The following is a 26,574-nucleotide window of genomic DNA, read 5'->3' as shown; positions in this document are numbered from 1 at the left end:
TTAAGGAATGAAGCGCTTCTTCAAGCGTGATGGCACCTGCGGTGAAGGAGCGAGAAATTTGGTTGACCTGCGTCACTTTCCCCAAGTCGTGACTGCGCACGTCGACACGACGAAAATTCGTGACCCGACGATGATCCAATTGGACGAATATGCCGTTCACAGTGACGTAGGTATGCGTTACGGACGGATCCCGGTCTGCCCCTAAGCCGTGTCGAATCATCCGTTCCATCGTGTCTTCCACGCGACTCGTCTCCGCGCCGTTCTCAAGCATCAACTGTCCAGCCAGCAGACTCGCTTCGACGAGACAGTGTCGTTCCGCTTCTGTCACCATGCCACCTCCTGAAACCAAGGCTATCATCAGCCAATCCATATTCTATCGTCAACTCGGAATTTGTTGCATTCTTGCGTTACGTTTGCGTTCACTCATCGTGTCACACCGGATCGAAGTGTTCGCCTCCGGGTTGACGTGTCCAATCAGCCTTGTATTCGCCCCGAATGGCGACCTGCTTCTGGCGGATGCTGGTGTGAGTGATGGAAACGGCAAGGTACTGAAGTATGTGGGAGACCGCTTCGTCGTCGATATGGGGATACAGTCGATTCGACAACGATACCTCATTGTTGTAGTTTCGTACATAGATGAAGCTTCTAACGCGTGAATTCGTATGTAGGAGATACGCCCTGAGATGAAGGAACCTGACTATGACAAACTACTGCATATCAAGACTGGTGGAGAACACGAATCTCCGATCGGATTCCACTACTATCCTTACGAGCCCACCCCATACAGCGCATTGGAACAGCTGGCGAAGCAATACGAATTGAAACGCGGCAACCGCCTCGTTGATTTCGGTTGTGGAAAAGGGCGGCTCAACTTCTTCATGCATTATCTCTTTCAGGCATCGGTTGTCGGTGTCGAAATGAACGAAACGCTGTATCACATGTCGCAGCAAAATCTGAACAACTATATGAGGGCGCGAAGGACACACGCAGATCAAATTCAATTCTATCACTGCCTCGCGGAAGATTATCCTGTTCATCCGTCTGATGATCGCTTTTATTTTTTCAACCCATTTTCCGTCCAAATCTACATGAAGGTGATTCGCAATATCCTGCGGTCTTTTGAACAAGCGCCCCGACCACTGGACGTTCTGTTGTACTATCCGTCAGACGACTATATCTACTTTATGGAACATGAGACCCCATTTGTATTGGAAATGGAAGTTCCATTGGAAAATCTGTTTGAGCGCAACCCCTACGAGCGATTCTTGATTTATCGGCTGGAACACACCATTGTCGTAGCCAGAGACTGAGGTAAATATGCTCGCGGCCCCCACCGATACGGGAAGGTTGTGTCAGTTGTCGAACGATCACAGTTGACACACCCCCGCCAGTCAGGAAGATTGGGAATGCCCCGGGCCTGAAGTGCTACTCGCTTTGACGACATCGTCAAAGTAGCGTGTAAATCTGGAGTCGCCGCTTAATCATAGTTGACAAACAGGAATAATCAACATTAAACTGAGTGAAAAATTACACAATAGTCGATCGGTCAACCGAAGGCTCATTTTCGTCTCTTACTACCTGACATGTTGCACGACCCATTGCAGGAGATCAGAGGCGAGATGGGCCTTTTTGCGTTCCGACAAGGAGGTGTGGAGCAGCCGCCTCAGCGTTCACAGACGTCGTGTTCACTCATCGACACGAATATAGATCGTTGTGAGGGTGTGCGAGAAGACGGTTTGAAATTGGGAAGAGGGGAGCACAGCGATGAATGATGACCGACTGCTTATCCGATCCAAGGACGACATTATCCATTTTGTCAACCATGCGCCAAACCGCAAAGGCGGGTTGCTGATTATCTTTGTTGCGCTTGGTGGAATATTCATTGATGCATACGATTTTACAAGTATCAGCATCGGCAACGCGCAAATTCAGAAAGTCTTCGACCTGTCCGCGTTCGGTATGGCGTCAGTGACCGCAATCATGGCTTTGGGCGCGTTGCTAGGCGCGGTGTTTGGCGGGTATATCGCCGAGCGGTTTGGGCGCAACAAGGTGTTCCTCATCGATCTCCTGCTGCTCATTGTCGCGACGTTTGGAGCAAGCCTTTCCACGTTGTTTCCTATACTCTTAGTCTTCCGTTTCTTGATGGGTGTCGGTGTTGGAATTGATATGCCAGTGGCTCTGAGCTTCATCGCGGAATTCAGCAATCTCAAGAGCAAGGGCAAGTACACAAATTTCTGGCAGGCGTTGTGGTACGTCGCCACGGTGTCCACCGGATTGGTGGATTTGGTTTTCTACGAGCTTGGCGTCGGCGTGTCACTGTGGCGATACGCTGTGGGATTTGGTGGCGTGATCGCGATCATCGTCCTGATCCTGCGATTCATTTATGTCAACGAGAGCCCCATGTGGGCGGCCAACAACCTCTCCATTCAAGAAGCCGCTCGCATCGTGGAGAAAACATACCACATCCAAACCGTCGTGGACGTCATCAAGGAAGAAAAGCCAAAAGTCTGGAAGCCCAAATACTCCACGATTCTCTCCAAGCAGTATCGGGCACGAACGCTGATTGGTACCGTGATTTCAGCCACACAGGCCATGCAGTATTATGCGATTGGCTTTTATATACCAACGATCTCGGCCCTCATCTTCGGGAAGGCGATGATCAACAGCATCTCCGGAACGATTCTCTTCAACTTGTTTGGAATCTTGGGAGGATTCGTCGGCGCGTATCTGACTTCGCGATACGGCATGCGGAAATTGGCGATATGGGGCTTTGTGCTCGTCATCGCGAGTTTGCTGTTCGCTGGATTGAAAACGAACAATTCTGTGCTGTGGCTGTCCGCATTGCCGATCGCCGTCTTCATCTTCGGCCACTCTGCAGGTCCAGGGGCACAAGGAAAAACCATTGCGGCAAACTCGTATCCTACGGATCTGCGCCCCCTTGGAACAGGTGCAGCCGAAGCGGCGAGCCGCGTAGGGAATATCATTGGCATCTTCTTCTTTCCCATCATCTTGTCCGCGTTAGGCCTGTCCGCCACACTGCTGATTCTGATTGTTTGTCCAGTCATTGGGCTGGTTACTTCCCTGCTCATTCGCTGGGATCCAACCGGCAAAGACCTTGAGCAAGAGCTTTCGGGAACCACCTTTGCCGATTCCCATTCTGTCTCGTTGTGATCATTGGAACCGAAGTGTAAAAAATGTAAATAAGATCATCTCAAAACGGTGGTGAGTTCATGGCACAGAGCATGTATATCGATGGTAAGTGGGTTCAGTCCGCGTCAGGTGAACAATTTGATGTCGTGAATCCGGCGACGTTTGACGTGATCGATAGGGTACCGTCCGGCAACCAGGAAGATGTCAGCAACGCCGTTGCCGCGGCGCATCGGGCATTTTCAGCATGGTCGAAAACAACCGCGTTGGATCGTTCGAACCTGCTCTACCGCGCCTACGAAATTCTGTTAGAGAGAGCAAATGAGATTGCGCCGACGTTGACCTTGGAACAAGGGAAACCGCTCAACGAAGCTGCAGGGGAAATCAAATTTGCGGCCGAGTACCTTCGCTGGTACGCGGAGGAGGCGCGCCGAATCTACGGGGACACCATTCCCGCGGCGGCGCCGCACAAGCGGATCATAGTCATTCGGCAGCCGGTTGGTGTCGTCGCTGCGATCACGCCGTGGAATTTCCCCGCGCAGATGGTGACTCGCAAGATAGCGCCAGCGCTTGCGGCTGGGTGCACCGTCGTGCTGAAGCCGTCTGAGTACACTCCCCTTACCGCGATCGCGCTGTTTTCCGTATTTGAAGAGGCAGGGTTCCCGCCGGGGGTCGTCAACCTCGTGTTTACCAATCCAGGGGACGTGTTCGGGGAGGCGATCCTGGCGGATGCGCGGGTTCGCAAGATCACGTTCACCGGATCGACCCGCGTCGGCAAGTATTTGATGAAGGGCGCAGCCGATCAGGTGAAGCGCGTTTCCATGGAACTCGGCGGCAACGCGCCGTTTGTCGTGTTCGACGACGCGGATCTGGATGCCGCGGTCGAAGCGTGCGTCGCCAGCAAATTCCGGAACGCCGGCCAAACCTGCGTCTGTGCAAATCGGGTGTATGTGCACGAGAACGTGATCGAAGAATTCACGGAAAAACTCAAACGTCGGGTCGAGCGAATGAAGGTGGGGAGCGGCCTGGAAGAGGGCGTTGACATTGGCCCTGTGATCCACGCCGGCGCACTGAAGCGAATTCAGGCGCAGGTGGACGACGCAGTGGAACACGGCGCACGCGTCGTGCTGGGCGGCGGGCCCGTTCAACCAGCCGGGCTCAAAGGCGCCTTTTTCGCACCGACGATTTTAACCAAAGTGTCAGACAGCATGCGGGTGTGCCAAGAAGAGACGTTTGGCCCCGTCGCGCCCTTGATCCCTTTCGCATCCGAGGAACAGGTCGTCGAACTGGCCAACCGTGTGGACTACGGACTCGCGGCCTACGTGTTCACGAGGGATTTGGAACGCGCCCTGCGCCTCGGCGAATCGCTGGAATACGGAATCGTGGGGTTGAACGATCCGCTCCCCGCCGTCGTCCAAGCCCCGTTTGGCGGGTGGAAGTCGAGCGGCGTGGGTGCTGAAGGCGGCTACTACGGGATGGAGGCGTTCCTGGAGTACAAGTACCTGTCTATCGGTTTGTCGCGCTGAATGGACACAGAACAAGATGGAGGCGAAATAGATGAAAATTGGATTTATCGGTGTCGGCAAAATGGGTGGCGGATTGGCACGGAATCTGGTTCGACGCGGCTATGATGTCACGGTGTTTGACCTGAACAAGGCGGCCATCGAGCGTGTGCTGGAAATCGGCGGCAGGGCGGCCGCTTCGACTGCGGATTTGGCCGCCGCGTCCGATGTCATATTCACCAGCCTGCCGATGCCCAAGCATCTCACCGACCTGCTGATTGACGAAGAGAGGCTGTTTGGGCAAATGAAGGACGGTGCTGTCGTGATCGACGTCAGTACCATCGATCCATCTACCGCACGCCGCCTGTCGGATGCCGCCACACAGGAGGGCGTGGATTTTCTGGCATGTCCACTGGGAAAGGGGCCAGCGCAGGCAGAAGAGGGAACGCAGCCCATCTACGCCGGCGGACGGCCCGAGGTCTACCAAAAGTACGAGCATCTGCTTCAGGACATCAGCACGTCGGTTCACTATTTGGGCGATGTGGAGCAGGCGACCGCGTTCAAAATTGTCAGCAATTTGATTGGCATGACCAACGCCGTGGTCCTGAGCGAAGGGCTTCGCATTGGGGAACGGGCTGGTATCGATCCGGTGCAGTTGCAGCAACTGTTGGCCACCACGGGCGCAGACTCGTACCAATTGACGTTGCGCGGCCCCAAGATTCTAAACCGGGATTTCACACCTGGATTCTCCATCCACTTGACCCGCAAGGACGTCCATCTCGGTGTGGGGATGGCGAAGGAATTGAACCAACCGGCTCCGTTCAGCGAGCTCGCGTTGACGTACTTTGAACAAGCCGTCGAGGCCGGTCTTGGCGACGAAGATTGCGCGGCGGTCTACAAACTCTTCAATCAGCCGGTGTCAACAAGAGGTTCAGAGGCATGAAGATCGTCGACGTTGAGCCCATCATCCTGCAGGTCCCGCTCGATGTGCCGGTTGTCACCAGCTTCGGCTCCATGACCTCAAGAACGACTGTCCTGGTGCGCATCGAGGCCGATACGGGAGTGTATGGCATTGGCGAGATCTGGAACAACTTCCCCAGTTGGGGACTCTACGAAAAGCTGGCGACCTTGAAATACGGCATGATTCCACTGCTGATCGGCGAGGATCCCACGCAGATCTCGAACATTCACGACAAACTTCTGCGGGCCCACACGGTGGTGGGGCTGCAGTGGGGGGCGTTGGGGCCGATTTACCACAGCGTGAGCGGCATCGACATGGCGTTGTGGGATCTGCTTGGCAAATACCGCGGGGAGCCCGTCGCGAAACTCCTTGGCGGGCCAGTGCAGCCATCGGTCGAAGTATACGCGAGCGGGCTTGGTCCGGGCCCGTTCGAGGATTTTGTTGAGCAGCATCTTGCCATGGGTGTCAACGCGTTCAAATTGAAAGTCGGCAAGGATCATCAGCTCGATCTCGCCAATCTGCAGCGGCTCAGAAAGCTGGTGCCTGAAACGGCGCGGGTCATGATCGACGCGAACCAGGCGTGGGACCGCCGCACGGCGATTCGCGTGTTGCAGCAGTACCGCGCGTACGGCTTAACCTGGATTGAGGAGCCACTGCGCTGCGACGATCCTGAAGGACTGGCCATCGTTCGCCATCAAACTGGCATCCCCACCGCCGCAGGGGAAAACCTGTACGGTGTCCGACAAGTGCGGCAGGCATTGGAAAAACACGGTTTGGATGTGATTCAGCCTGACCTCAGCAAGCAGGGTGGGATCACGGCATCCCGCAGTATCGTGGAGATGGCTGCGAGCTGGGAGGTTCCGTATGCGCCACACTTTCTCGGAGCAGCCGTCTGCCTGGCCGCCAGCATCCACTTCGCCGCCGCGCTGCCCGGCAATACCATCCTCGAACTGGACGCCAACCCCAATCCGCTGCGGGAACGGCTCTTCACAAGACCTGTCAAAGTCGTGGATGGGCGAATCGCGGTACCGGAGGAACCTGGGCTGGGTTTCGAATTGGATCGCGAGTTTGTGCAGTTTCATCAGGTTCCACTGCGGGACATCTCGTTGTAGAGGTTGTCCGAGACGGTGGAGTCAGAGAACGCTGCAGCGTATCGTCGCGTCGACGGGGAGGTGATGATTTCGACGTATCGAAATAAACTACGATGGAGTTCATCGTAGAGGAGGATTTCCTGGTTGAATAGCAGCAAGAACGTCCTAATTCCGTACGTTATTTTCGCATTTGTTCTAGGTTTCGCGTGGTTTATGCTCGCCCCAATGGTCCCCGACATCATGACGGAGCTTCACGCATCGTTATCGTCCGTTCTCTTGTTCGTCTCGTTTTACGGCTACGCCATGGTGCTTGGTTCCATCCCGGCTGGACTGTGGACCGCCCGCAAAGGACCACGTCCCGTGCTGACCTGTGCGGTCATCCTCTCCATCATCGGGTTGTTTCTTCGCATATTTGCCCACACGTACGCCTTCTTTTTTGTCGCCCAAGCCATTGCCGCTCTCGCCTACCCGTTCCTGATAGCTCCGATTGGTTCAGTCCTTCGAATGTCACATGTTCGAAATTTGAAAATGTCGACTGGCTTCACCATCGGAATGCTGTTTTTCGGCATGGGATTAAGCGCCATCATCGCTTCCTACTTCACCGTCTCGACGGGTCTCTGGGTTGGGTTCATCCTCAACCTCGTCGTGGGCATTTGGCTCTTGTTCGCGCTTCGCGGCATTCCGCGACCCGAAACGGCGACGTTCGTCCGGATCCGAATGACTTATTCAAACTGGTGGATCATCGGACTCGTCGTTTCGTCGACCAGCGTCATGATTGGCGGTGTGACGACATCGGCCCTGGAGCATTTGAACATCAGCGGCGCGGCTACGTTGGGCGGATTATTGTCCGGCCTGACATTCCTCGGGTCAGCCGTGGGCGCTGGATTATTTGGTGCCGTCGGGGAAGGTGTCACCAACGCCAAGCCGCTGATTCGCGCATTGGCGATTCTGTCGCTCGTATCCGTGCTGCTTGTCGCACTGCTTATGACCGGACATCTAGGGCATTCAAAAGCTATGTTCGATATCATGTTCTTCCTCGCCGGCGTGTTTGGAAACGGGTGGTACACGCTGACGCTTGAAGAAGCCGCGCGGCGGGCTGCCAACGACGGAAGTGCCGGACTCAATACGGCTGGCTACAGCATGGCGTCAAACTTGGGTGTCGCCATCATCCCTGTCGTTCTTGGCCCGCTTGTGCTCTCCCAGCCAGCATTGTGGATGACCATCGTCCTCATTCTATTTGTGATTGCCGCCATTCTCTCATTCGCGACGCGAGTGCAAATCAGGTAACGAACCACATACAGCCGGAATTTCACCGGAAGCATTTGACCCAAACATGTCTCTTTGCATCCGTCATTCGACGAAGGAGACATGTTTGGTTTTCTTTCCGATCACGCCTTCTCAAGCGACACCCGCGTGCCTCGCCCGGCGGGCACAGCCGGTTCGACAATCAGTCTCCTCTGCAACCGCTGCCGCAGCTCGGGCACGTGGCTGATGAGCCCCACCGACAGTTTCTCCAGGTTGAGTTTCTCCAGCGAGCCAATCACGACGTCGAGTAAATCGGGATCGAGCGTGCCAAACCCTTCGTCGAGGAAGAAAAACTCGAGCGGATGCTGGCCGCGCAACTGGATATGCGCCGACAGCGCGAGCGCCAACGACAGCGACGTGAGGAACGTTTCGCCGCCTGACAGGGTCGACACGGGGCGGACGGCTCCACCGTTGTGATCGTCGCGCATCAGGAAGCTGCCGTCCTCGGTCAGCGTCAAGGCGTACCGCCCGTGCGTCAGTGCCGCCAGCCGTTCCGACGCTTGCCGGGCGACCCGCTCCATCTGTTCCCGCGCGATGTACTGCACGAAACCGTTGCCCCGCAAAACCGATTGCAAAGCCGACAAGCGGGTGGCCAACGCCTCCACCTCGAGGCGCTTCTGGTCCAACTCCCGCCAGCGATCCCGGCGGCGCAACATATCCTCCAGCATGTGTCGCCTCGATCCGCTCGCTTGCTGTGCAGCCCCGTACGCTTCCTCGGCCTGCGCCGCCGCCTCGCGCACGGCGGTATACGCGGCCTCGTCGATGGTGCGTCCGGCGAGGCGGAGATCGAGATCGGCGATCCGGTGGTTCACTTTGCCGACCGCCTCATCGTAGGCGGTCAAGGCCGCCGACAGGTCGCTCACCTCCGCTTCATCGAGAAGCGCGTCCGCTACCGCTTCCACAGTGGCGAACTCAGCCTTGGCCAACGCGTCCGCGAGGCGGAGATCCGCCAGTTCGACGGCGGCCACTCGCGAATCGAGATCGGCCTGCGCCCGCGTCGCGGTCCGTTCGGCCGACTCCGCGTCCCGAGCGGCGGCATCCCTCACCAGCTTCGCGGCTTCCGACGCGTCCCGCAGCCCCTTCAAAGCCCCCTCGATCTCCCGCATCGCCTCAACGACCGTCGCCCCGCCCGTGATTTGATGCAGTTGCTTGCGCCTCTCCACGACGTCGCCGCGCACCCCATCCAGGCGCACCGCGAGCTCGCGCAAGGCCAACTCCGCCCGCTGGGCCTCGCTGTCCGCCGAGGCTTTGCGGGCCTCCAACTCCGCAAGTTCGCCATTCAGGCGGATCAGCGCGCTTTGCGCCTCATTGGCCAGCCTGTCGTCCTCGTCCACACGGCGCAGCCGCTGTTCCACCGCGATCGCCAGGTCGTCCGTGACGTCTCCACCGTCGATGGCGCCGCTTCCAGCCGGTCCAAGCGCCGCCATCGCCCGTTTCAAGGCCAGCGCCGCTGTCTCGACCTCCGCAGCCGCAGCATCCGCCGTTCGCCGTTGCCGATCCGCCTCGGTTTCCGCCGTCTTCGCCGCCGCACAGGCCAACGCCAAGGCCTGTTCCGCCTGCTGAACCCGCGCTTTCAGTTGCGCTTCCTGCTCGGCCAAGCGATGTTGCTGATCGATCCAGTCGCGCAACGCTTCCTCCGCTTCCGCCAGTGCGGTTTCCAACCGATCCAGAAACGACTCCCACGCCTCGGCGCTCTCCGGGATCGACGCCCCGTCCATCAGGCCATGTGGCACCGGCAGTCCACTCGACGCCAGCGGGCCGGTCGCAGGCGGCCAGCAAGCCGCCAACGCTTCGATTGCGCTGTCGCGATGTGCCCGTTTGCGCCCGGCTTCCTCGTCGAGCATCCTCAACGCAGTCTCGTGTTGGCCGGCTTCCCTTTCCGCCAACTGGAGCGCGGCCTCGGCTTCGCGCCACGCGACTTCCGCCTGCCGCAAGGCCGCCTCATCGTCCGATGACCACCGGATCTCGTCCGGCAGCGCGAGGCCATCCACCTGGGCTGGGGCCGGATGGTGCAGAGAGCCGCAGACAGGGCACGGCATGCCGTTCTGCAGGCGCTCCGCAATCACCACAATCAACGCGTGTTCGCTCAAGTCCGCCCGGCGGCGGCGTTCTTCGTCCAAATCGCGAAACACCTGCTGTTGGCGTTCAGCCGCCGCCCGCCGCGCTTCGGTCACCGTCCGCTGTCGTTCGCATACGGCTGCCGCTCGTTCGCGCCGGCTTTCGACTTCCGCCAGATCCCGATCCGCCGCCTGCAAAGCTTGCACCCGCGGCTCCACACGCAGCTTCCACGTCCTGAGCTCCCGCAGGTCCTCCTCCGTGCATCGAGGCGCCTGTGCAGCCAGATCGTTCAGCTTCCGCGTCAACGTCGTGTGTTCCGCAAGCAGCGCCTCGAAGGCCTCCGCTGCGCGCCGCACGTCGCTTTCGGCGGCTTGGAAGCTTGCCGCCCGCTCCTCATACGCCGCTCTCGCTTTCGTTTCGCCCTCCACGCAGGCCGTCCACGCGTCAAATGCGGCTCGCAGCTGCCCGATCCGCTGCCGCGTCTCCGGCGACACGGCGTGTTTCGTCAACTGCGTCTGCGCGGCGAGCCGAGCCGATTTCAACCGCTCCACTTGCCGCCCAAGCTCGTCGCGCTGCAAGATGGCCGCATCCCGCGCTTTCACCGCCGCCGCATGCCCTGTCTCCACCTGCGCCAATTCGCCTTGCATCTGCAGAAGCTGCTTCTCCAGCTCCTGCGCGTCCTTCAGCCTGCCCTGCTTCTGCAGCAACTCCGGCTCCATCGCCGCCCGCTTTGCATCGGCTTGCTCCTGCTGCTGTACAGCCTTCGCCAGTGTCGATCTCGCCTGTTCCAACGCACTTTCAGCCGCCCGCAGCGTCTGCCGCGCCCGCTCGACCCCGGTTTCCGCCTCGCGCCACGCCTGCACCAACGGCCATACAGCGTGGGCTTGGCCGCTGCGCGTGATCGACTTCCGCCATCGATCCACCTCGTTCGCCCGCGCGGCAAGTTCATCGCGTTCCACCAAGGCCTGTTCGCGCTCGGTCATCAAGCTGTGCACCTGCTCCGCCTCGTGGAGCCGGGCCAACGCCTCCCGCCGCACCCGCTCGGCGGCGCTCAACTGCCGCTCCGCTTCCTGTACCGCGGCCTCCGCAGCTTGCACCGCTTCTTCTGACGCGTCGCCCAACTCCAGTTGGTTGGAGACGATGGTGCGAAGATCTTCCGCCGCCTGTCTCGCCCTGGTGTTCACCTTCTCCAACAGAGATCGCCCATATCTCTCCAACCCGAACAATCGCTCGGTCATCGCATTCCGATCCGATCCCGTCAGCTGCAAAAACTCCGCAAACTTTCCTTGAGGCAGTACGACCGCTCGCGTAAAATCGCTCTCTTCCAGGCCGAGGATCGATTTGATAGCCTGGTTGACGGCGTTCTTCGTATCCGCGACCACGATCACGCCGTAGTCATCGTCCCCGTCCACGACTTCCAACTGCAGCAGCCGGCTTGTCTGGTGCTCCACAGAAAATCCGTTGCCCCGCTTGTACGCCCGTTCCACACGGTACCGTTTGCGCCGCCCAGCCGAGCCGATATCGAACTCGAACACGACCTCAAGCCGTTTCTCTGCATGGTTGAGGATGGCCTGCGTGTTTCTCCCCGCGCGGCCGACGTCTCCGTACAAGGCCAGCGTGATGGCGTCGAGAATGGTGGACTTGCCGCTCCCAGTTGGACCGAAGATGCCAAACAAGCCCATTTCCGTCAACGCGTTGAAATCAATCTCCTGCGGTTCGCGAAAGCTGTGCAGCCCCGCAATCGACAAGCGGATCGGTTTCATGCGCCCACCCCCTCGGACTCCTCGTCGGCCGGGGGCTCGTCCAACGCGTCGGGATCGGCGTCCACCTCAGCCACCATCTCGAGAAACAACTGGACCAGCGCGTCATCCGGGACCACGCCGTTCCTTTCGCTGAAGAATCGGCTGAACAACTCACCCATCGACGGTGCATCCACCGCGCCTGCGGACTCCTCTTCCGCTCGATCCTGCGCCGGCAGCACCGGGCGAATGTGGACGAAACCTGGATGCAAATCGCGCAGACGGTGGATCTCTTCCAACTGCAGACCGGTCTGCACGTGCACCTCGAGATCGATCCAGGCGTTCGCGTCCCGCCCTTCCTCCACCCAGCGCTGCACCTGTGCCAGCCCTTCCGTCGCCCGCCATCGAACCAATGGTTTGCCGCTGGTCAAGAGTACTTCCCGCCAAGTGGCGTGTTCGCCCGGCTGAGCCTCAACGATGACCACCGACTTCGTCTGCCCAGCCTCCGAAAAGCTGTAACAGAGCGGCGATCCCGCGTACCTCACCGGCACCTTTGCACCAGACACGGCCTGCGGCCGGTGCAAGTGGCCCAGGGCCACGTATTGAGCGGCGGCTGGGAACACGATCGGATCGACCGCGTACGCGCCGCCAATCTGGATCTGCACTTCCGAATCCGACTCCATGCCGCCTGTCACGTAAACGTGGCTCATCGCCAGATTCACCGTGTCCGGCCGAAAGCGCGTCGCCAGCGAAGCAAACAACGCCCCAATCCGCTGATTGTAATTCGCCTGCAACTCCCGTTCATCCAATGTCTGCGCAAGCACCTCGTTGAGCCGTGACTCCGAAGGATATGGCACCGCGGCGATCACCGCGCGCTCTCGACAGCCGGGAATCTCCAGCTCCACAAAACCCATCCCCGCCCGCACGCGGTGAACCTGCCCAGCCACCGCCGGCGTGGGCGCCAGCACGTCCTTCGGCAGGCCCATCAGCGCAATGCCCAACTTGTCCGCCAGCGGCCTCGCCGCAGCAATCCGCTCGGCGTTGTCGTGATTGCCCGCAATAACCACGACGCCGCGCGTCCCGCCAGCCGATAACCCATCCAACGCCCGATAGAACAAGGCTTCCGCCTCGGCGCTCGGATTGACCGTCTGGTAGACGTCCCCCGCCATAAGGACGAGATCGATCCGCTCCTCGTCACACAGGGCAATCAATTCATCCACAAACTGCCGCTGCTCCCCGATTCGATCACGCCCCTCCAGCGTCTTACCGAAGTGCCAGTCCGCCGTATGTAAAATACGCATGCAATCTCCCCGTTTCCCATATCGCCACCCGCTACGCCTGCGATGCGCGCGGTGCCCGCTGCACCCGGTGTCCACGGCACCGGCGATGTCCGCAGCACCCGCGGTCCCGAGGCGACGACTCGTTACCCAAACCATTCGCGACACTTGGGCCGGTTACCTGCCCCTCCGAAAATCAGGAAAAGCAGAAACCGCCTCTCGAGGCGGTTTCGCGACAGACTTCGATTCACTTGGCTCACTTGACTCACTTCTCAAACCGGACCGACAAACTGTACGTTGGTGTCACCGATTTAAACTCGGACGTCTGAGGAGGAATTTCGCCCAGCTTGGACAGGGCTTCCACCTTGTCCTTGTCCACCACCTCGACAAGACACTTCTCCACCAAATCCGGCGCCAGCACCTGTCTCAGTTGCTCGACCTCGTAGGTGGTGTATCTCGACGTCAACTTCGCGCGTTCCTGCACTGTCAACTGAACTCTGCCAATTCGTTTCCGATCCGGAATCACGTCGATCCCGCTCTCTTTCATAAATGGCTCAATGACTTTGCGCAGCGATTGGATTCTCTCCTCCAACTGCTTGTACACCTGGTACGACTCCACATATTGGTCCACCGCATCCTGAACGGTGTCCGGAATGTTCTCGGCCAACGCATGTCCCTCCCGAACTCAGTTGCTAATGTCTATGAATCTTCGGGAGGGTTGATTCACGTAAAGTTGATTTGCGTAAATCAGTGAACAGGCTTCAAATGCCTCAGGATGATCGCCGCCGATTGACCGTTGTAGGGAGAACCTTCAATCCATGGGTTGCTCTGTGTTGGCCATCCCGTATAATGCGCGTCATTGTATTCATACCAATCCGCGCCATCCGTTAACGGAATACCTGGCAGTTGATTGATAAAGTATCGTTCAATTTGATAGATGTCCTTCTTTTGCTGCGACGTGCTGGTTGAAGCCGTATAGTTGCTGAACAACTGATTGAGCGTGGCATTGTTCAGGCCTTCATAATCGGAGTTTCCCTTGGGATCGAGCATATTGTAGTACGCAGTAAACGGAGTGGGACCTCCCGTCATCGACGCCATCGCAAGCTGATAATGCCCAGACTTCGGTGAAATGTCGTTTAGATACGCACCATAGGTGAGCTCTTGCACAGTAACCTGAATTCCAATCTGTTGCAGGTCTTGCTTAATGAGAAGAGCGTCTGTGTCCCAATCCGACCACCCTGAAACCGTAAGGAGTGTAAACGACAGTGGGGTTCCGGACTTCGTTTCAAACACGCCTTTGGAGTTCTTCTTAAATCCCGCAGCCTCAAGAATCTTCTCAGCCTGCGCTGGATCGTGCTTGAACGTCAAATCCGATTTGGGAAGGCTGGGATCGAGCCAGGACTTCTCGTTCGGCAGCACCAATGCGGTCGGACTAGCCGGCTGTTCGTATCCATCTTCGCCGGCGACGGAAATTTTATTGCGATCGATCGCCAGACTGATCGCCTTCCTCACAGGAAGTTGCTTCAGTATCGGATTACTTAGGTTCCCAAGAAGGTTGGTGAGAAACGACGGCGCAAACCAGTAGTGATTATGGGAATTTACACTGGTGTATGCCTTCTGAATATCCGGAATCATAATGCCCGCCCACTGGAGTGTCCCATTCGCCAGTGCCAGATCAGCGCTTTCATTGCTCGCATAAGCTGGATAGTCCACTGTTTTGACGGCTGGCGCCCCCAGGTAGTACTTGCTGTTGGCGGTATAGGTCAACATCTGTTGGGAAAACGATTTGAGCAAATACGGACCAGTTCCGACAGGCTTCGTCACGATGGCCTTACTTGGATCTCCGAGCTTTGACCAAATATGACTAGGGACAATATAGGTATCGCCAAGGACAAACTGGTTTCCGAACGGGATATCACCTTGCTTGAAGTTGAATACCACCTTGTACAAACCTTCAGCCTTCACGCTCACGAGTTGCGACCAGTCGTCATTGAGATCTGCGTCTGAATACTTTTTGATACGATTGAATGTAAACACGACATCCGAAGACGTAAACGGAGTGCCATCACTCCATTTTGCATTCTTTCGAAGCGTCACTGTCACCGTCTTATTCCCGTTGCTCCATTTGTATCCCGTACCTAAAATATCAAAGGTCTTCCCTGATACGGTGTCAAAGTAAAACAAGGTCTCGTACATCAATCCTTGCGTTCCTGGATCTGGATTCGATACGAATGGATTGAAGTTGGCTTGAAAGTTGCCGTCCGGCCCGGTTGTCACAGTCAAAGGCGGCGCCGAATTCGAACTGGTCGAGGCTGCCATCACTGAATTCCCAGTGATCATCGTACACAATACGGCTGCGGAAGCAATCAATTTCGCGTGACGTCGTTTCACAAGAACTCTCCCCTTTAGACAAACGTATAAGCGTAAACAACATTTGATGGTGAAGCGTTGTCCTCTCAGTTATAGACAACGCTTTCAGAAAGCGTTTACTATCGTGTTTGAATGACTCCTGACGACAATAAGCACACCGACTCACATATGCAGCTGCTGCCAAGTGAATCTTTCCTATTTACGCAGATCTTAATGATGAATGCCCTATCTTCAAATGATTGATATGATTAAAAAGTATACTATTTGACCTTTTTGTGTGATTGGAGCGGACCTCCATGATTGAGATTGGAAGCTGCGGATATTTTTATCACGGCCACAAATTCTCCGACTTGCACAAGTCCGGATTACAAGACTATCTTTTTCGTTTGCAAACGGAAGGTATAGCGAGAGTCACGGTGAATGGGCATGAAGCCACCTTAGAAAAAGGGCACTTGTTGCTGCTCCGACCAGGGGACAGCTATGAATTGCGAATTGACGAAGGGGACAACAGTGGCGATCTCTATTTATTTTGCCGGGGAACATGGATCGATGACTGGTGGGACCGATCAACCAAGCCCAGCCTTTACCGACTGGATTTCGACGAACGAATACTCGCCTTGTGGCGGCATATTATCGCGGAGGACAGGCGCCCGTCGTCTCAAGCAAACGACGAATTGATTGATTATTTAATTAAAGCGCTCTGCGTAACTTTTGAACTCGCAGTTTCCGAAACCTCCCCCTTTTTCAATCGTCCGCCCATCGTCACCCGAATGATGCGATACATTGAAGAGAACGCATTGAGCCCTTTGAAAATAGCCGATGTCGCGCAACATGTTGGATTAAGTACCTCACGTGCTGTCAGTCTCTTTAAAAAACACACCGGGAAAACAATCATCGAATACGCGTTGGAAATCCGGTTGTCCTATGCGGTTGAACTAATGAACTATACTGCCGCGACACTCGATAAAATTGCCGAAAAATGCGGATTTAACAATTATGCCTATTTCAATAAGGCATTTAAGAAAAAATATGGAAAGACCCCAGGACAGCTTAGACGAGAAGAGTAAGGAGCGATATGTACCCCGGAGCTATCAAAGGAAATTGGCTGCCTAGGCGGCGGAGGTGCCGGGGCAGGGTTGGCGGAGGCGGAGGCTGGCGAGGTGCCGGGGCATATAGGCGTCCCTCAGCCGCTTATTTCTGAAAGATGGCCGGATCGAAGAAAAATAGACGGCCCACAGCCGCTTATTTGCCTCCGATGCCCTCGGAATGGAGCGGTATCGCCCACTTAAGCGTCTGTGGACCGCTTATTCGTCGCAACTCCGACGATTCGACACACTTAAGCGGCCACGGGCCGCTTATTCGCCTCCGACGCTCCCGGGATCCCACAGAACATGCGAGCGGCCGGGCCGCGATCCCGCCGTTCCCGCCGTTCCCGCCGTTCCCGCCGTTCCCGCCGTTCCCGCCGCCCTCGTCACCGCGCCGTCGATCCGCGCACGTGCAGGGTCGACGGCACCTTGATGCGCTTCGGTTTCCCCTTCGCACCCATGATGCGCGCGACCAGGCGTTTGGCGGCCAGGGAACCGACCTGGTACGTCGGGTGATCGATGGTGGTGATGCCCGGGCCAATCAACGCCGCCCACGCCCAATCGTCGTAGCCACAGAGCCCGATGTCCGCTGGAATGCGAACGCCTAGTGCGGCGGCGCTTTTCAGGATGGCCAGCGTCGTCACGCCGTTGACGGAAAAGATGGAACGGCTGCGCCCCTGCGAAGCGGCGAGAAACGCCTGCAAGTCCCGCTGGACGTCGGATGTCGGCGACTCGAACACGTACGCGTCGCCCGTCCGGTTGGCCCGCCAGAAATCCAGGTACGCCTGCAGCCGATTGCGCCGGACGCTGTTTCGGCCAATCGGCTGTGTGAAAAACGCAATGGCGTCGAAGCCCGCCCGGTCCATGTGCCGCATCGCTTCCATCGTCATCGAGTAGCTGTCGCTGACAACCGTGTCGAAGACGAGTGTCTCCATTTCGCGTTCGACGATCACGATGGGACAGTGCTTCCCCAACTCCACCAAGGTGTCATCGTTGTAGCCGGTGGTGTTGACAATCAGCCCTTCCACCCGTTCGTCGCCGACGAGCGATTCGAGCGCTTCCCGCTCTTTGGCAGGATTCTCATCGGCATCGGCGATGATCATGTGAAAGCCAAGCTCGTTGCAGAGATCGCCGATGGCCTTGACGAGAATGGAGGAAAACGGGCTGCCGATATCCGCGACGATCACGCCAATGAGCCCGCTTCGCTTCGACTTCAGACTGCGGGCCGATTGGCTCGGACGATAGTTCAGTTCGTCCACCACCCGCTGAATCCGCCTGCGCGTCTCCTCCGACATGAACTCAAATTTCCCGTTCAAAAACCGCGAAACGGTTGTCTTCGAAACGTTTGCCTGGCGCGCGACCAAATCGATAGTCGGTCTCTGATGTCCCTCCGGCATCGCTATCACACAGACTTTCGGCCTAGACGTTGAAGGAATCGCTCATGTTCAAAACCGCGTTCTCCGCAGTCTGCTTCACAAATTTCGAATTCTTGATGAGCTCCTGAAGAATGCCTTCGTACTCGTCCGCGTCAAACGGCACATCGATCATTTGCTTTTTGAACGACGACAGCATAATGCCGTTCGCGAGAATCAGCCCGTTCAACCCTTCCGGCCCGTGGGCAATCAACTCGCTGGATCCGCCGAGGATCGCGTCGATGAACCGTTCGGCGACGACGTGGTGGCCGGTCGGCGTTTTCACGTCCACCGGAATCTCCGTGTACCAATTCTCCACATGCGCAAACCCTTGTTTCGACTCGGCCGAAAATTTGAACATGGATTCGCGGTTTCGATAGAAGACGATCTTCGAATCTTCGTAGACGACCTTCCCGTATTCGCCGGCAATTTCCAGCCGATTGGTCCCAGGCGATTCGCCCGTCGTGACAATAAAGTGGCCAATCATCCCGTTGTCGTGCTCGAAGTATGCCGTCACTTCGTCCTCGACTTCGATGTTGTGGTATTTGCCAATGTGTGCAAAGCCGCTGATCCGCGCCGGCAATCCAAACAACCACTGGTACATGTCGAGATTGTGCGGGCACTGGTTGGTCAGGATGCCGCCGCCCTCGCCAGCCCACGTGGCACGCCAACTGCCGCTGTCGTAGTAAGCCTGGGTGCGGAACCAGGTCGTGTTGATCCAGGTGACGCGGGTGAGGCGGCCGAGATCGCCGTGATCGAGCAGATCTTTCAATTTTCGATAGAACGGGTAGGTGCGCTCCTGAAACATGATGCCAAACTGCAAGTCCGGCTTGTTCCGCTTCGCCTCCTCGTAGGCGGCAATCATCTTCTTGGCGTCGTTGACGTGCACCGCCAGCGGTTTTTCGCAGAGCACGTGGATGCCTCGGGCAAACGCGTCCATCGCGACCGTCACGTGCGAGTAATGCGGCACGGCGACGATCACGGCGTCGAGGCCGCTGTGCTCAAGCAGATCGATGTGATCGTAGTAAGGCGTCGTGCCATAGCGCTCGGCGAACGCGTCCGCGCTCTCCCGGACGACGTCGCACACCCCGACGACTTCGACATTGCCCATCTGCGACAAGTACGACATGTGCGTCTTGCCGATGTTGCCGAGGCCGACGAGGCCCACTTTCACTTTCGCGTTTCCATTGGATGTTCCCATGTCGCTTATCTCTCCTTCTGTTCGGCGCTCGCCAGGTAATTGCGCAAAATCGACAGGTGTTTCGGCAGTGCCGTCTCGGCGGCTTCAATCTCCGGATGCCACTTGCGCTCCCACTCGATGCAGAAGGCGCCGTTGTAGCCGTGATCGACCAGCGTCCGCACGATGTCGCGGACGGGCACCTCGCCTTCATCGAAGACAACCAGTTCCCAACCGTCGCCCGCCCGGCGCGCATCCTTGAGGTGTACATGGCGCAGGCCGGCTTGCAGATTGTCGAACGTCTCCTCGACGGTCTCGCCCATGCGGTACGGGTGATGCGTGTCCCACAGGGCGCCAATCGCCGGGCTCCCGACCTGTGACACCACATCGCGCACGAGGGCCGAGTGGGAGAAGTCGTCGTGCGTCTCGAGCAGGACGGCAACACCCAAGGCCTCCGCCCTCGGCGCCACCTGCGCAAGCGCATCGGCGACATAGGCGACCGCCTGGCGCGCGTCGAGATGGTCTGCGGCAAACGTGCCGCCAAAGGTTCGCACCATCGGCACTTCCATCCGCGCCGCCAGTTCGACGTACCGCAGCAAATCTTCCACGTTCCGCTGCCGATCCGCTTCGTCATGGGAAGCAAACTTCGTCGACGCGCCGATCCCGACGATATCCACGCCGCTCTCCTTCGACAGTGTGACAATCCGCCGCTCGACGTCCGCGCTGAGCTCGGACGGAATGACTTCACCGTCCACGAGCCGAATTTCGACGGCGTCGAAACCAAACTGAACGGCCTTCGCGAACACCTCTTCCATCGACCACTCCGGACACGCCAGATTGGAGTACGCGATCTTCATTTCACATCTTCCTCCCTATCGACGAATTTCAACGATTGACGAATTTCAACGCCATTCTTTGCCCAGCTCTGCGAGCATGGATTTGAGCGCCCGCGCCGCCACGCGGAACAAATCAGGCCCGCTGAACCCTTGAAACGCCGAGGCGTGCGCCAAATGCGGTTCAATCGACAAAAACCCGCTGTAACCGCCTTCAAAGAGCGTACGAAGAACGTCGCGAACCTCGCCGTCGCCTTCCCCAACCGGCACGACCCGCTTTCCGTCGAACAGGGCGTCCTTGATATGGACATACGTCACATGCGGTCGCAGAAGGGGAAACGCCTCCTGGAAAGGCTTCACGCCGCACTGGACAAAATTCGCCGGATCGAACGCGGCCTGCAAGGCAGGGGAAGGACAACTGGAGAAGAGATCGAGGCAGCGCTTGGGCGTGTCGCCGTAAATGTCCTTCTCATTTTCGTGCAGCAGGATGACACCCGCAGCCTCCGCCCGGCGCACGAGTTCGCCGATCCGCCGCAGCACCTCGTCGCGATAACCGTCCGCCGCTGCGCCATCCGGGATGAAGAAGGAAAAAATCCGAATGTACGACGTGTCAAACGCCTTGGCGACGGCGATTGCCCGCTCAAAGCGGCGCAGATGTTCGTCGAAATCGTCCTCGATGGAAATCTTCCCGATGGGAGAGCCTACCGCTGATACCCGAAACCCCCGCGCCCGCAGTTGATTCCGGACCGTCTGCAACTCGTCGTCGGACAGATCCAGCACGTTTTTGTTCCAAACTCCGCGAAACTCGATATGACGGATCCCCTCGCTCTCGAGGACATCCAACTGTTCGATTAAATCTGGTGAAATTTCGTCCGCGAACGCGGAAATCGTCACCATAGCAGCCCCTCCATTCACGCCGTGGCTCGATGTTGGCCGATGTTGACCGTTGCCCACTCGCCGGAAATCGCCTGATTACCCCTTGACCGCGCCGTTGGCCAATCCTCCAATGATAAACTTTTGAAAGAACAGGAAGATGACGACCACCGGAATGCCGCTGGTGAGACTTGCCGCCATCAGTTGTCCCCAGAACACCGATCCGCCGGACTCACCTGTCGCGATATACGATTGCAGACCCACGGCGACCGTTTGCGTCGACGGCGTCGTCAGCACGCTCGCGAAAAGGACGTCGCTCCATCCCAGCAGGAACGAGAAGACGAACGTCACGACCATGCCAGGCAGAATCAGCGGCAGGACGATGCGTGTAAGAACCTGCCAGCGTGTACAGCCGTCCATCTGCGCGGCCTCTTCCAATTCTATCGGAATATTCGCCATATAGGAAAGCAACAACCAGCAAGCGAACGGCAGCGCGAAGGTCAGATACGTCACGATGATGGTGACGTATTGCCCAACCAGATGGACGCGCAAGGCGTTTTGGATGATCACGAGAATGACAAACAACGGAAGAAGCATCATCACCTGCGGAATGGTCTGCATCGTGATCAGCGACACCATAAACGGTTTGCGGCCACGAAAGCGAAAGCGCGAGAGCACGTACGACGCAAGCAGTGCCACCAGCGTCGCCAGGACGCCTGTGCATCCGGAGATGAGCACGCTGTTGCCGATGTCATGGGCCAGGTGGACCGTCGACCACATGAGTCGGTAATTGTCCCAGGCGATGTGGGTTGGAAAGATCGATCCGCCGCCCACTTCCGTATCCGGCGTCAGCGACACGAGGACGACGTACGCGATGGGCAGCAGGATAGCGAGACCAAACACAATCAACAGGACAATCCGCAGACGCTGCCAGAACCTTCGCTCCAAACTCATGCTGTGTGTCACGTCGTCGCCTCCCCGAGCCGCAGCATGCGGATGTAAAAGTAGGCTGGGATCATCATCAATACGAGCGTGATCAAGGACATCGCAGCGCCCAGTCCGAAGTTGAACGTTTGAAACGACGTCACGTAGACGTTCAACGGCAGCACGTCCGCCTGCGGCGACGGCGGCGTGCCGAACATGATGAACGGCAGCGTGAAGTTGTTGAAGTGGTTGAGTGTGGACAGCAGCAGGGCCAGGCTGAGAATCGGGCGAAGCGAGGGCAGCGTGATCGAGAAGAAGCATCTGACCTGTGTCGCCCCGTCCATGTACGCCGATTCGTAGAGATCGTTCGGGATGCCTTGCAAGCCGGCCAAAACCATCAGGTAGATGAACGGCCAGGACGACCAGACGTCGGCAATCACCATCGCCCAGAAGCTGTTGGGCCCAATGAGCCAGAACGTGTTGACGCTCGCCAGGTGGAGCCACGCCAACACCTTGTCGACAAGCCCCCAGCCGTTCATGAACAGGAGACGCCACGTGATGGCGTTGACGAACACCGGCATGACGTATGGAATCAGGAACAGCGCCCGCACCCAGGAGCGCCCGCGAAAGGGCGTATTCACCAGCAAGGCGGCCACGATGCCAATCGGCGTGATGCAAAGCGTCGTGAGCAGCGAAAACGCCACGCTGACCCAGAGACTTTGCAGGGCGGAGGCGCCGATGGCGCTCCCCTGCGTAAACGCGCTGATGTAATTTTTCAACCCAACGAACGGCGCGTGCAGCCAGTTTCCGATGGAGTACTGATTCAGACTCGTGAAACTCGTGTAGATACTCACCAAAAACGGCGCCGCGACAATGACCGCGAGCAGAAACACAGCAGGCGCAATCATCCAGTAGGGAGGCCGGTTGCGCTTTCGCCGATCCCGCCGCACCGAAATGGATTGAGCCGATATGGAAACGTTCGATTGATCGACCATGCTCTCACATCCCTCGTGTCACCAAGGGGAGAGACCCAGAGAGATCCCCTCCCCCGTTCGACCATCCTTATTGCAGCGACTGTTGAACCTGCGCGTTCGCCGCCTGAAGCTGGCTGGCGATATCCGCAGGCTTGAACGTATTGGTCGCCAATTCGTCGGCCAGCTTGTTGGTCACGCCCGCGAAAATCGTCTCAAGATTTCCCCAATCGCCGGAGAACGGCGTCGGACTCGCGTGCTCCTCCGACTGGACAAACGCCTTCATCATCGGCGTGTTCAACGCCGCGTCGCCTTTGTAGGCCTGTTGGTTGACGGGGAGATCGCCATAGACGTTGAACAACTCCTGCTGCTGCTTGGGATCCGTGATGAACTTGATCCACTTCAACGCAGCCTGATAGGTCGCGCCGGTGGTGTAGGACGGAATCGCCAAGTCCTGCCCCGACACGATGGTCTGCGTCGGCGTGCCGCCTTTCGGGCGCGATGTCATTCCGTACGGGACGGTGGGAAGCGGCGCAAACGCGTACTCGCCCTTCACCGCCGACTGGTTGAGCGACGGGATCAACGACGGTCCCTGGAACACCCACATGCCGATGTGGCCATTCTCAAACTGCTGCAGCGCGTCCGAGTTCTTGTAGGTCAAATCGTTCGCGGCGACGATTTTGTATTTCGTCAGCCAGTCGAACCAGAACGTCATCGCGTTGACCACCTGCGGCGAGTCGAGTGTCGCCTTCTTCAAGTTCGGACTGAGGAAGTCCGACCCGAGCTGTTTCGAGTAGGCCCAGACAATTTTCCAGGGATCGTAGGAATCTTCGGGATCGATCACGGTCCCCCACTGCCCCTTGCTCGCATTGGTCATCTTCTTCGCGTCGTTCACAAACTGCGTCCACGTCGTCGGCGGCTTGGAAATACCGGCCGCCTTGAGCAGCTTCGTGTTGTAGACCATCGCGAAGGGCAGCATCATCTCAGGCACGCCGATGTAGTTGTTGGGATTCGGTCCGGACATGGTCAACTGCGGCCCGAAAAACTTGGCTTTGCCGCCAATCGCCTTCCAGTCCGCGGCGGACAGCACGTGGAACGACTTCGTCGCATAGGCGGTTGGAATGAACGTCGTCCCAAGCTCGAAGACGTTCGGCCCCTGGTGCGTCGCGACCGCCGTCTGCAGTTCCGTGTTTTCCTGTGTCGACGATGAATAGTAGGACCAGGTGACCTTGATTCCTGGATTCTCCTTCTCAAACAGCGGAATCAGCGTCTTGTTGTAGAGGTTGGCCTGCGCCTGCGGATTGTTGGCGTCATAGCCAATGTACACGCTCAATGTGACCGTGGACGGCGTTCCCGCGTACACCGCGAACGGAATGCCAGCCGTGGCGGTCAACACTGCGGCTGATACCAAAAGCGGCTTCTTGTTCAACCACTTTTTGTTCAACCACTTCTTTGGGCTTCCCATACGATACGTTCCTCCTCTATCACCAGGTTTCATATGGATGTAATACGCCAAGGGCGTTTCGCGACATATCGTAAACCTGCCGCACAAAGTAAGCGCTTTCAACAAATCTTCGTCGAAGCCCGGTTCGCCCGTTCTCCAAAGCTCTTGCGCGGCGAACCTTCAGCCCGGCATCCCCCTTTTCCGCCCAAACAGCCATTTTCAACAACCCGCTTGGAAACCATGAACGAAATCGGTACACAACGGCCGTTTGCTGAAAGACATATGACTTCGACAGCTCGTTTATTCGCAAATCTCTCAGAATGGACGCAGGGTGAGGTTATTGTAGATGGAGCGACCTCAACTCATCGCGAAAAGCCGGTCTGCGAGGGTACGTCCGCATCATTTCCTCGACGATGTCCTTTGCCGCCTCTGTCCCACCCGCCTTGTGAAGCAGTTGGATAATCCGGCACACGCCGCGGTATTCGGCCCGATTGCTCGATTGTTCCGCCAATTGACGAATGTGTTTCAGGAATATCTCCGTGACCTCCGCCAAATGATGCGGCACAAGGTGCATGTAGTACCGCTCAATCGCGGATGGCCTTTGCGAGAGATAAGCTAACAGGCGCTTCCAATCGCGCTCTTCCACGAGAATTTGCGGATACGCTTCCGTGAAACCGAAGCCTCTCTGTTCAAAGTGCTGAATCAGAGACTCGTACACAGAGGCCCATTCCGAAGGCGCGTAGGTCATCTTGGTCAACGCGTAGTATTGGAAGTCCCCGCCGAGTACCAGTTGGAAGCCAAGCCGTCGCTGATCGTCCACCCGGCCCGCACGCCTGTACGCCTCAAAACGCAATTCTCGCCACGCATCCGCCAAACTTCGCCGTCCACTGGTTCCTTCCTGTTGTTCTCCATCCAAGGCAAGTTGAATCGCTTCGTCGAATTTCCCCCGCTCGATGGCATGCCGAATCGCCAGCGTTCGCATTTTGCCAATATGGACGTTCGCCAGCGCGTAAGCCGCCGCCTCGGCCTCGCCGTCCCGCTCGAGAAGCAGATTGTATCGGATCAGCGCCATCTCCGCGCTCACATAGTCTCTATCCCACGCAGACTCCTCGGCCTCGCGTACGACGCCATCCACACAATCTTCCCACTTGCGCAGCCGCTCCGGCGTAGTCGCCAGCTTGCCCGCAGCAGCAATCAGCTTCAATTGCCACGACTTCCAGCCCTGAAGCTTGCGATGCCGCGATTCCTTCACCAGCAACGCAAACACCGTGTCGATCACGCCCGCCTCACTCCGCTTCACCGCATCCGCGACGGCCATGACACAACCCAGCGCAAAGTCGATCATCAATCCGACGTCCCCGCCGGAGTCATCCACCGACGCCATCAAATGAATCATTTCCTCGATCACGCAGAATGAAAGCTTGAGCGCACGCACATATTCGCGTTGCTCAAGTGCCTTCTTCGCCCGTTCAACCACTTCATTCGCGCCACCCATAGCCTTGCTAGCTTTCCGATACGAAATAAACCCCTGTCTGTCCGCGAACGATTTCGCGTAGTCCCGAATGAATTTGCGGCATTCTTTCACTTCCGCGTCGGCATCCGTCGTCGAGACATGGAAGCGAATTTGCCGCTCCACCAAGGAAGACGTCTCCGCCAGCGAGAGAAGCAAATCGATGAGGTCATCTTTACGCTTTGCATCGAGGAGAGACCGCAGATCCGTCGACGAATCCGGTTCCAAGGCAGCAGCGACCATGTTCATTCCATCGGGATCGACCAGTTCACGCTGTCCGGCAATTCGAAGAAGAACCGCAGCCTCGTGCTTGCATACCGGGCCGAGGTCATACGGGCAATTGCAATCAAGTTTGATAAGTTCGCCATCGCCGTCGATCTCGACGTCAACTCGGTACAATTCCGAACCTTGCACGATAGCATGATAGACGCCGTCGGTATCCTGTTCCAGCGAGCGGATTCGCCCTTCGTCAAGGTAATCCCGTCCGCGCATCAGAATATCCGCATCGACTTCGCCCAGAAAGTCAGATAGGTTCATGGATGTTCAACTCCCTTTTGAGTGAATGCGCATCGAAACACACAAAGACTGAGTACCAAATCCGATAACCGAATAGGGAAATTCTCAGGGCGCTGGAGCTTCGCAAGAGAATTCCCGCAGTTTGAATTGTGAAAGCTCTCCGCAAGATGTATTTGATAGCCTAAAAGTACACCACCGTAACAATCGAAAATTCCCCCACCCTATGATAGCCTCACGTACGTGAGGTGGTGAGGGGATGATTGGGTTGGAGCAGAAGCAGAAGATCATACTGGCGTATTTTCACGAAGGGGCGTCTCAAAGAGAGATTGCTCGAAGGACCGGGGTGGATAGGAAAACAATTCGAAAGTACATCGTCGAA

General features: G+C 57.4%; 22 protein-coding genes. 8 read left to right on the top strand and 14 right to left on the bottom strand.

Annotated features, from left to right (window positions below; all coding sequences use genetic code 11):
- Both AAC01S_RS13335 and AAC01S_RS19320 read right to left on the bottom strand, forming a co-directional pair.
- The coding region (locus AAC01S_RS13335; RefSeq protein ID WP_169794047.1) for a threonine/serine exporter family protein at positions 1-328 on the bottom strand (328 nt) is incomplete at its 3' end.
- Between the two features lie 103 nt (positions 329-431).
- The gene (locus tag AAC01S_RS19320; protein WP_157071176.1) at positions 432-605 is read right to left on the bottom strand and encodes a hypothetical protein; all 174 of its coding nucleotides are present in this window, start codon (positions 603-605) and stop codon (positions 432-434) included.
- A 78-nt stretch (positions 606-683) separates the two neighbouring features.
- Here AAC01S_RS19320 and AAC01S_RS13330 point away from each other — a divergent pair, with 78 nt between their 5' ends.
- The 6 genes from AAC01S_RS13330 (at position 684) to AAC01S_RS13305 (ending at position 7,988) form a co-directional block, all read left to right on the top strand.
- Positions 684-1,310, top strand: a complete 627-nt coding sequence (locus AAC01S_RS13330; protein ID WP_067623160.1) for a methyltransferase — start codon at positions 684-686, stop codon at positions 1,308-1,310.
- A gap of 454 nt (positions 1,311-1,764) precedes the next feature.
- Positions 1,765-3,171 (top strand): MFS transporter, encoded by a 1,407-nt coding sequence (locus AAC01S_RS13325; protein WP_067623157.1) that lies wholly within the window; start codon positions 1,765-1,767, stop codon positions 3,169-3,171.
- A 59-nt stretch (positions 3,172-3,230) separates the two neighbouring features.
- Positions 3,231-4,673 carry an NAD-dependent succinate-semialdehyde dehydrogenase gene (locus tag AAC01S_RS13320; protein WP_067623154.1) on the top strand — a complete coding sequence of 481 codons (1,443 nt, stop codon included), beginning with the start codon at positions 3,231-3,233 and terminating at the stop codon, positions 4,671-4,673.
- Between the two features lie 31 nt (positions 4,674-4,704).
- Positions 4,705-5,592, top strand: a complete 888-nt coding sequence (locus AAC01S_RS13315) for an NAD(P)-dependent oxidoreductase (RefSeq protein ID WP_067623152.1) — start codon at positions 4,705-4,707, stop codon at positions 5,590-5,592.
- Positions 5,589-6,722 carry a mandelate racemase/muconate lactonizing enzyme family protein gene (locus tag AAC01S_RS13310; RefSeq protein WP_067623149.1) on the top strand — a complete coding sequence of 378 codons (1,134 nt, stop codon included), beginning with the start codon at positions 5,589-5,591 and terminating at the stop codon, positions 6,720-6,722. Before AAC01S_RS13315 ends, AAC01S_RS13310 begins: the two co-directional genes overlap by 4 nt.
- Positions 6,723-6,845: 123 nt before the next feature.
- Positions 6,846-7,988, top strand: coding sequence for an MFS transporter (locus AAC01S_RS13305; RefSeq protein WP_067623147.1), 1,143 nt, complete (start codon positions 6,846-6,848; stop codon positions 7,986-7,988).
- A 101-nt stretch (positions 7,989-8,089) separates the two neighbouring features.
- Here AAC01S_RS13305 and AAC01S_RS13300 read toward each other — a convergent pair whose 3' ends face one another.
- The 4 genes from AAC01S_RS13300 to AAC01S_RS13285 form a co-directional block, all read right to left on the bottom strand.
- Complete coding sequence (locus AAC01S_RS13300) at positions 8,090-11,827, bottom strand: AAA family ATPase (RefSeq protein WP_067623145.1); 3,738 nt, start codon at positions 11,825-11,827, stop codon at positions 8,090-8,092.
- The gene (locus AAC01S_RS13295) at positions 11,824-13,104 is read right to left on the bottom strand and encodes an exonuclease SbcCD subunit D (RefSeq protein ID WP_067623144.1); all 1,281 of its coding nucleotides are present in this window, start codon (positions 13,102-13,104) and stop codon (positions 11,824-11,826) included. Before AAC01S_RS13295 ends, AAC01S_RS13300 begins: the two co-directional genes overlap by 4 nt.
- A 241-nt stretch (positions 13,105-13,345) precedes the next feature.
- Entirely contained in the window at positions 13,346-13,747 is a 402-nt protein-coding gene (locus AAC01S_RS13290) for a DUF7376 domain-containing protein (protein ID WP_067623142.1), read from the bottom strand.
- 80 nt (positions 13,748-13,827) lie between these two features.
- The gene (locus tag AAC01S_RS13285) at positions 13,828-15,471 is read right to left on the bottom strand and encodes an ABC transporter substrate-binding protein (RefSeq protein WP_083511784.1); all 1,644 of its coding nucleotides are present in this window, start codon (positions 15,469-15,471) and stop codon (positions 13,828-13,830) included.
- 275 nt (positions 15,472-15,746) lie between these two features.
- Between AAC01S_RS13285 and AAC01S_RS13280 the strand changes: the two genes are divergently transcribed.
- A complete protein-coding gene (locus AAC01S_RS13280) occupies positions 15,747-16,517 on the top strand; it encodes a helix-turn-helix domain-containing protein (RefSeq protein ID WP_067623133.1) in 771 nt (256 codons plus the stop codon).
- Between the two features lie 404 nt (positions 16,518-16,921).
- Here AAC01S_RS13280 and AAC01S_RS13275 read toward each other — a convergent pair whose 3' ends face one another.
- The 8 genes from AAC01S_RS13275 to AAC01S_RS13240 form a co-directional block, all read right to left on the bottom strand.
- Positions 16,922-17,932 (bottom strand): LacI family DNA-binding transcriptional regulator, encoded by a 1,011-nt coding sequence (locus tag AAC01S_RS13275; protein WP_083511783.1) that lies wholly within the window; start codon positions 17,930-17,932, stop codon positions 16,922-16,924.
- Between the two features lie 22 nt (positions 17,933-17,954).
- A complete protein-coding gene (locus AAC01S_RS13270) occupies positions 17,955-19,148 on the bottom strand; it encodes a Gfo/Idh/MocA family protein (RefSeq protein ID WP_067623128.1) in 1,194 nt (397 codons plus the stop codon).
- A 5-nt stretch (positions 19,149-19,153) separates the two neighbouring features.
- Positions 19,154-19,981, bottom strand: a complete 828-nt coding sequence (locus tag AAC01S_RS13265; RefSeq protein ID WP_067623126.1) for a sugar phosphate isomerase/epimerase family protein — start codon at positions 19,979-19,981, stop codon at positions 19,154-19,156.
- A gap of 45 nt (positions 19,982-20,026) precedes the next feature.
- Entirely contained in the window at positions 20,027-20,854 is an 828-nt protein-coding gene (locus tag AAC01S_RS13260; protein ID WP_067623123.1) for a sugar phosphate isomerase/epimerase family protein, read from the bottom strand.
- 75 nt (positions 20,855-20,929) lie between these two features.
- Positions 20,930-21,796, bottom strand: a complete 867-nt coding sequence (locus AAC01S_RS13255) for a carbohydrate ABC transporter permease (protein ID WP_217997836.1) — start codon at positions 21,794-21,796, stop codon at positions 20,930-20,932.
- A complete protein-coding gene (locus AAC01S_RS13250) occupies positions 21,793-22,749 on the bottom strand; it encodes a carbohydrate ABC transporter permease (RefSeq protein WP_067623120.1) in 957 nt (318 codons plus the stop codon). Before AAC01S_RS13250 ends, AAC01S_RS13255 begins: the two co-directional genes overlap by 4 nt.
- A 67-nt stretch (positions 22,750-22,816) precedes the next feature.
- Complete coding sequence (locus tag AAC01S_RS13245; RefSeq protein ID WP_067623118.1) at positions 22,817-24,190, bottom strand: ABC transporter substrate-binding protein; 1,374 nt, start codon at positions 24,188-24,190, stop codon at positions 22,817-22,819.
- 316 nt (positions 24,191-24,506) lie between these two features.
- Entirely contained in the window at positions 24,507-26,216 is a 1,710-nt protein-coding gene (locus tag AAC01S_RS13240) for an SWIM zinc finger family protein (protein ID WP_067623115.1), read from the bottom strand.
- A gap of 235 nt (positions 26,217-26,451) precedes the next feature.
- On the opposite strand from AAC01S_RS13240, the gene AAC01S_RS18875 reads away from it, so the two are divergent.
- Positions 26,452-26,574: helix-turn-helix domain-containing protein (locus AAC01S_RS18875; RefSeq protein WP_157071173.1), on the top strand; the 123-nt coding region annotated here is incomplete at its 3' end.

Source organism: Alicyclobacillus acidiphilus NBRC 100859 (assembly GCF_001544355.1).
Lineage (GTDB): Bacteria > Bacillota > Bacilli > Alicyclobacillales > Alicyclobacillaceae > Alicyclobacillus > Alicyclobacillus acidiphilus.
This window is presented reverse-complemented; position numbering and strand designations above follow the sequence as displayed.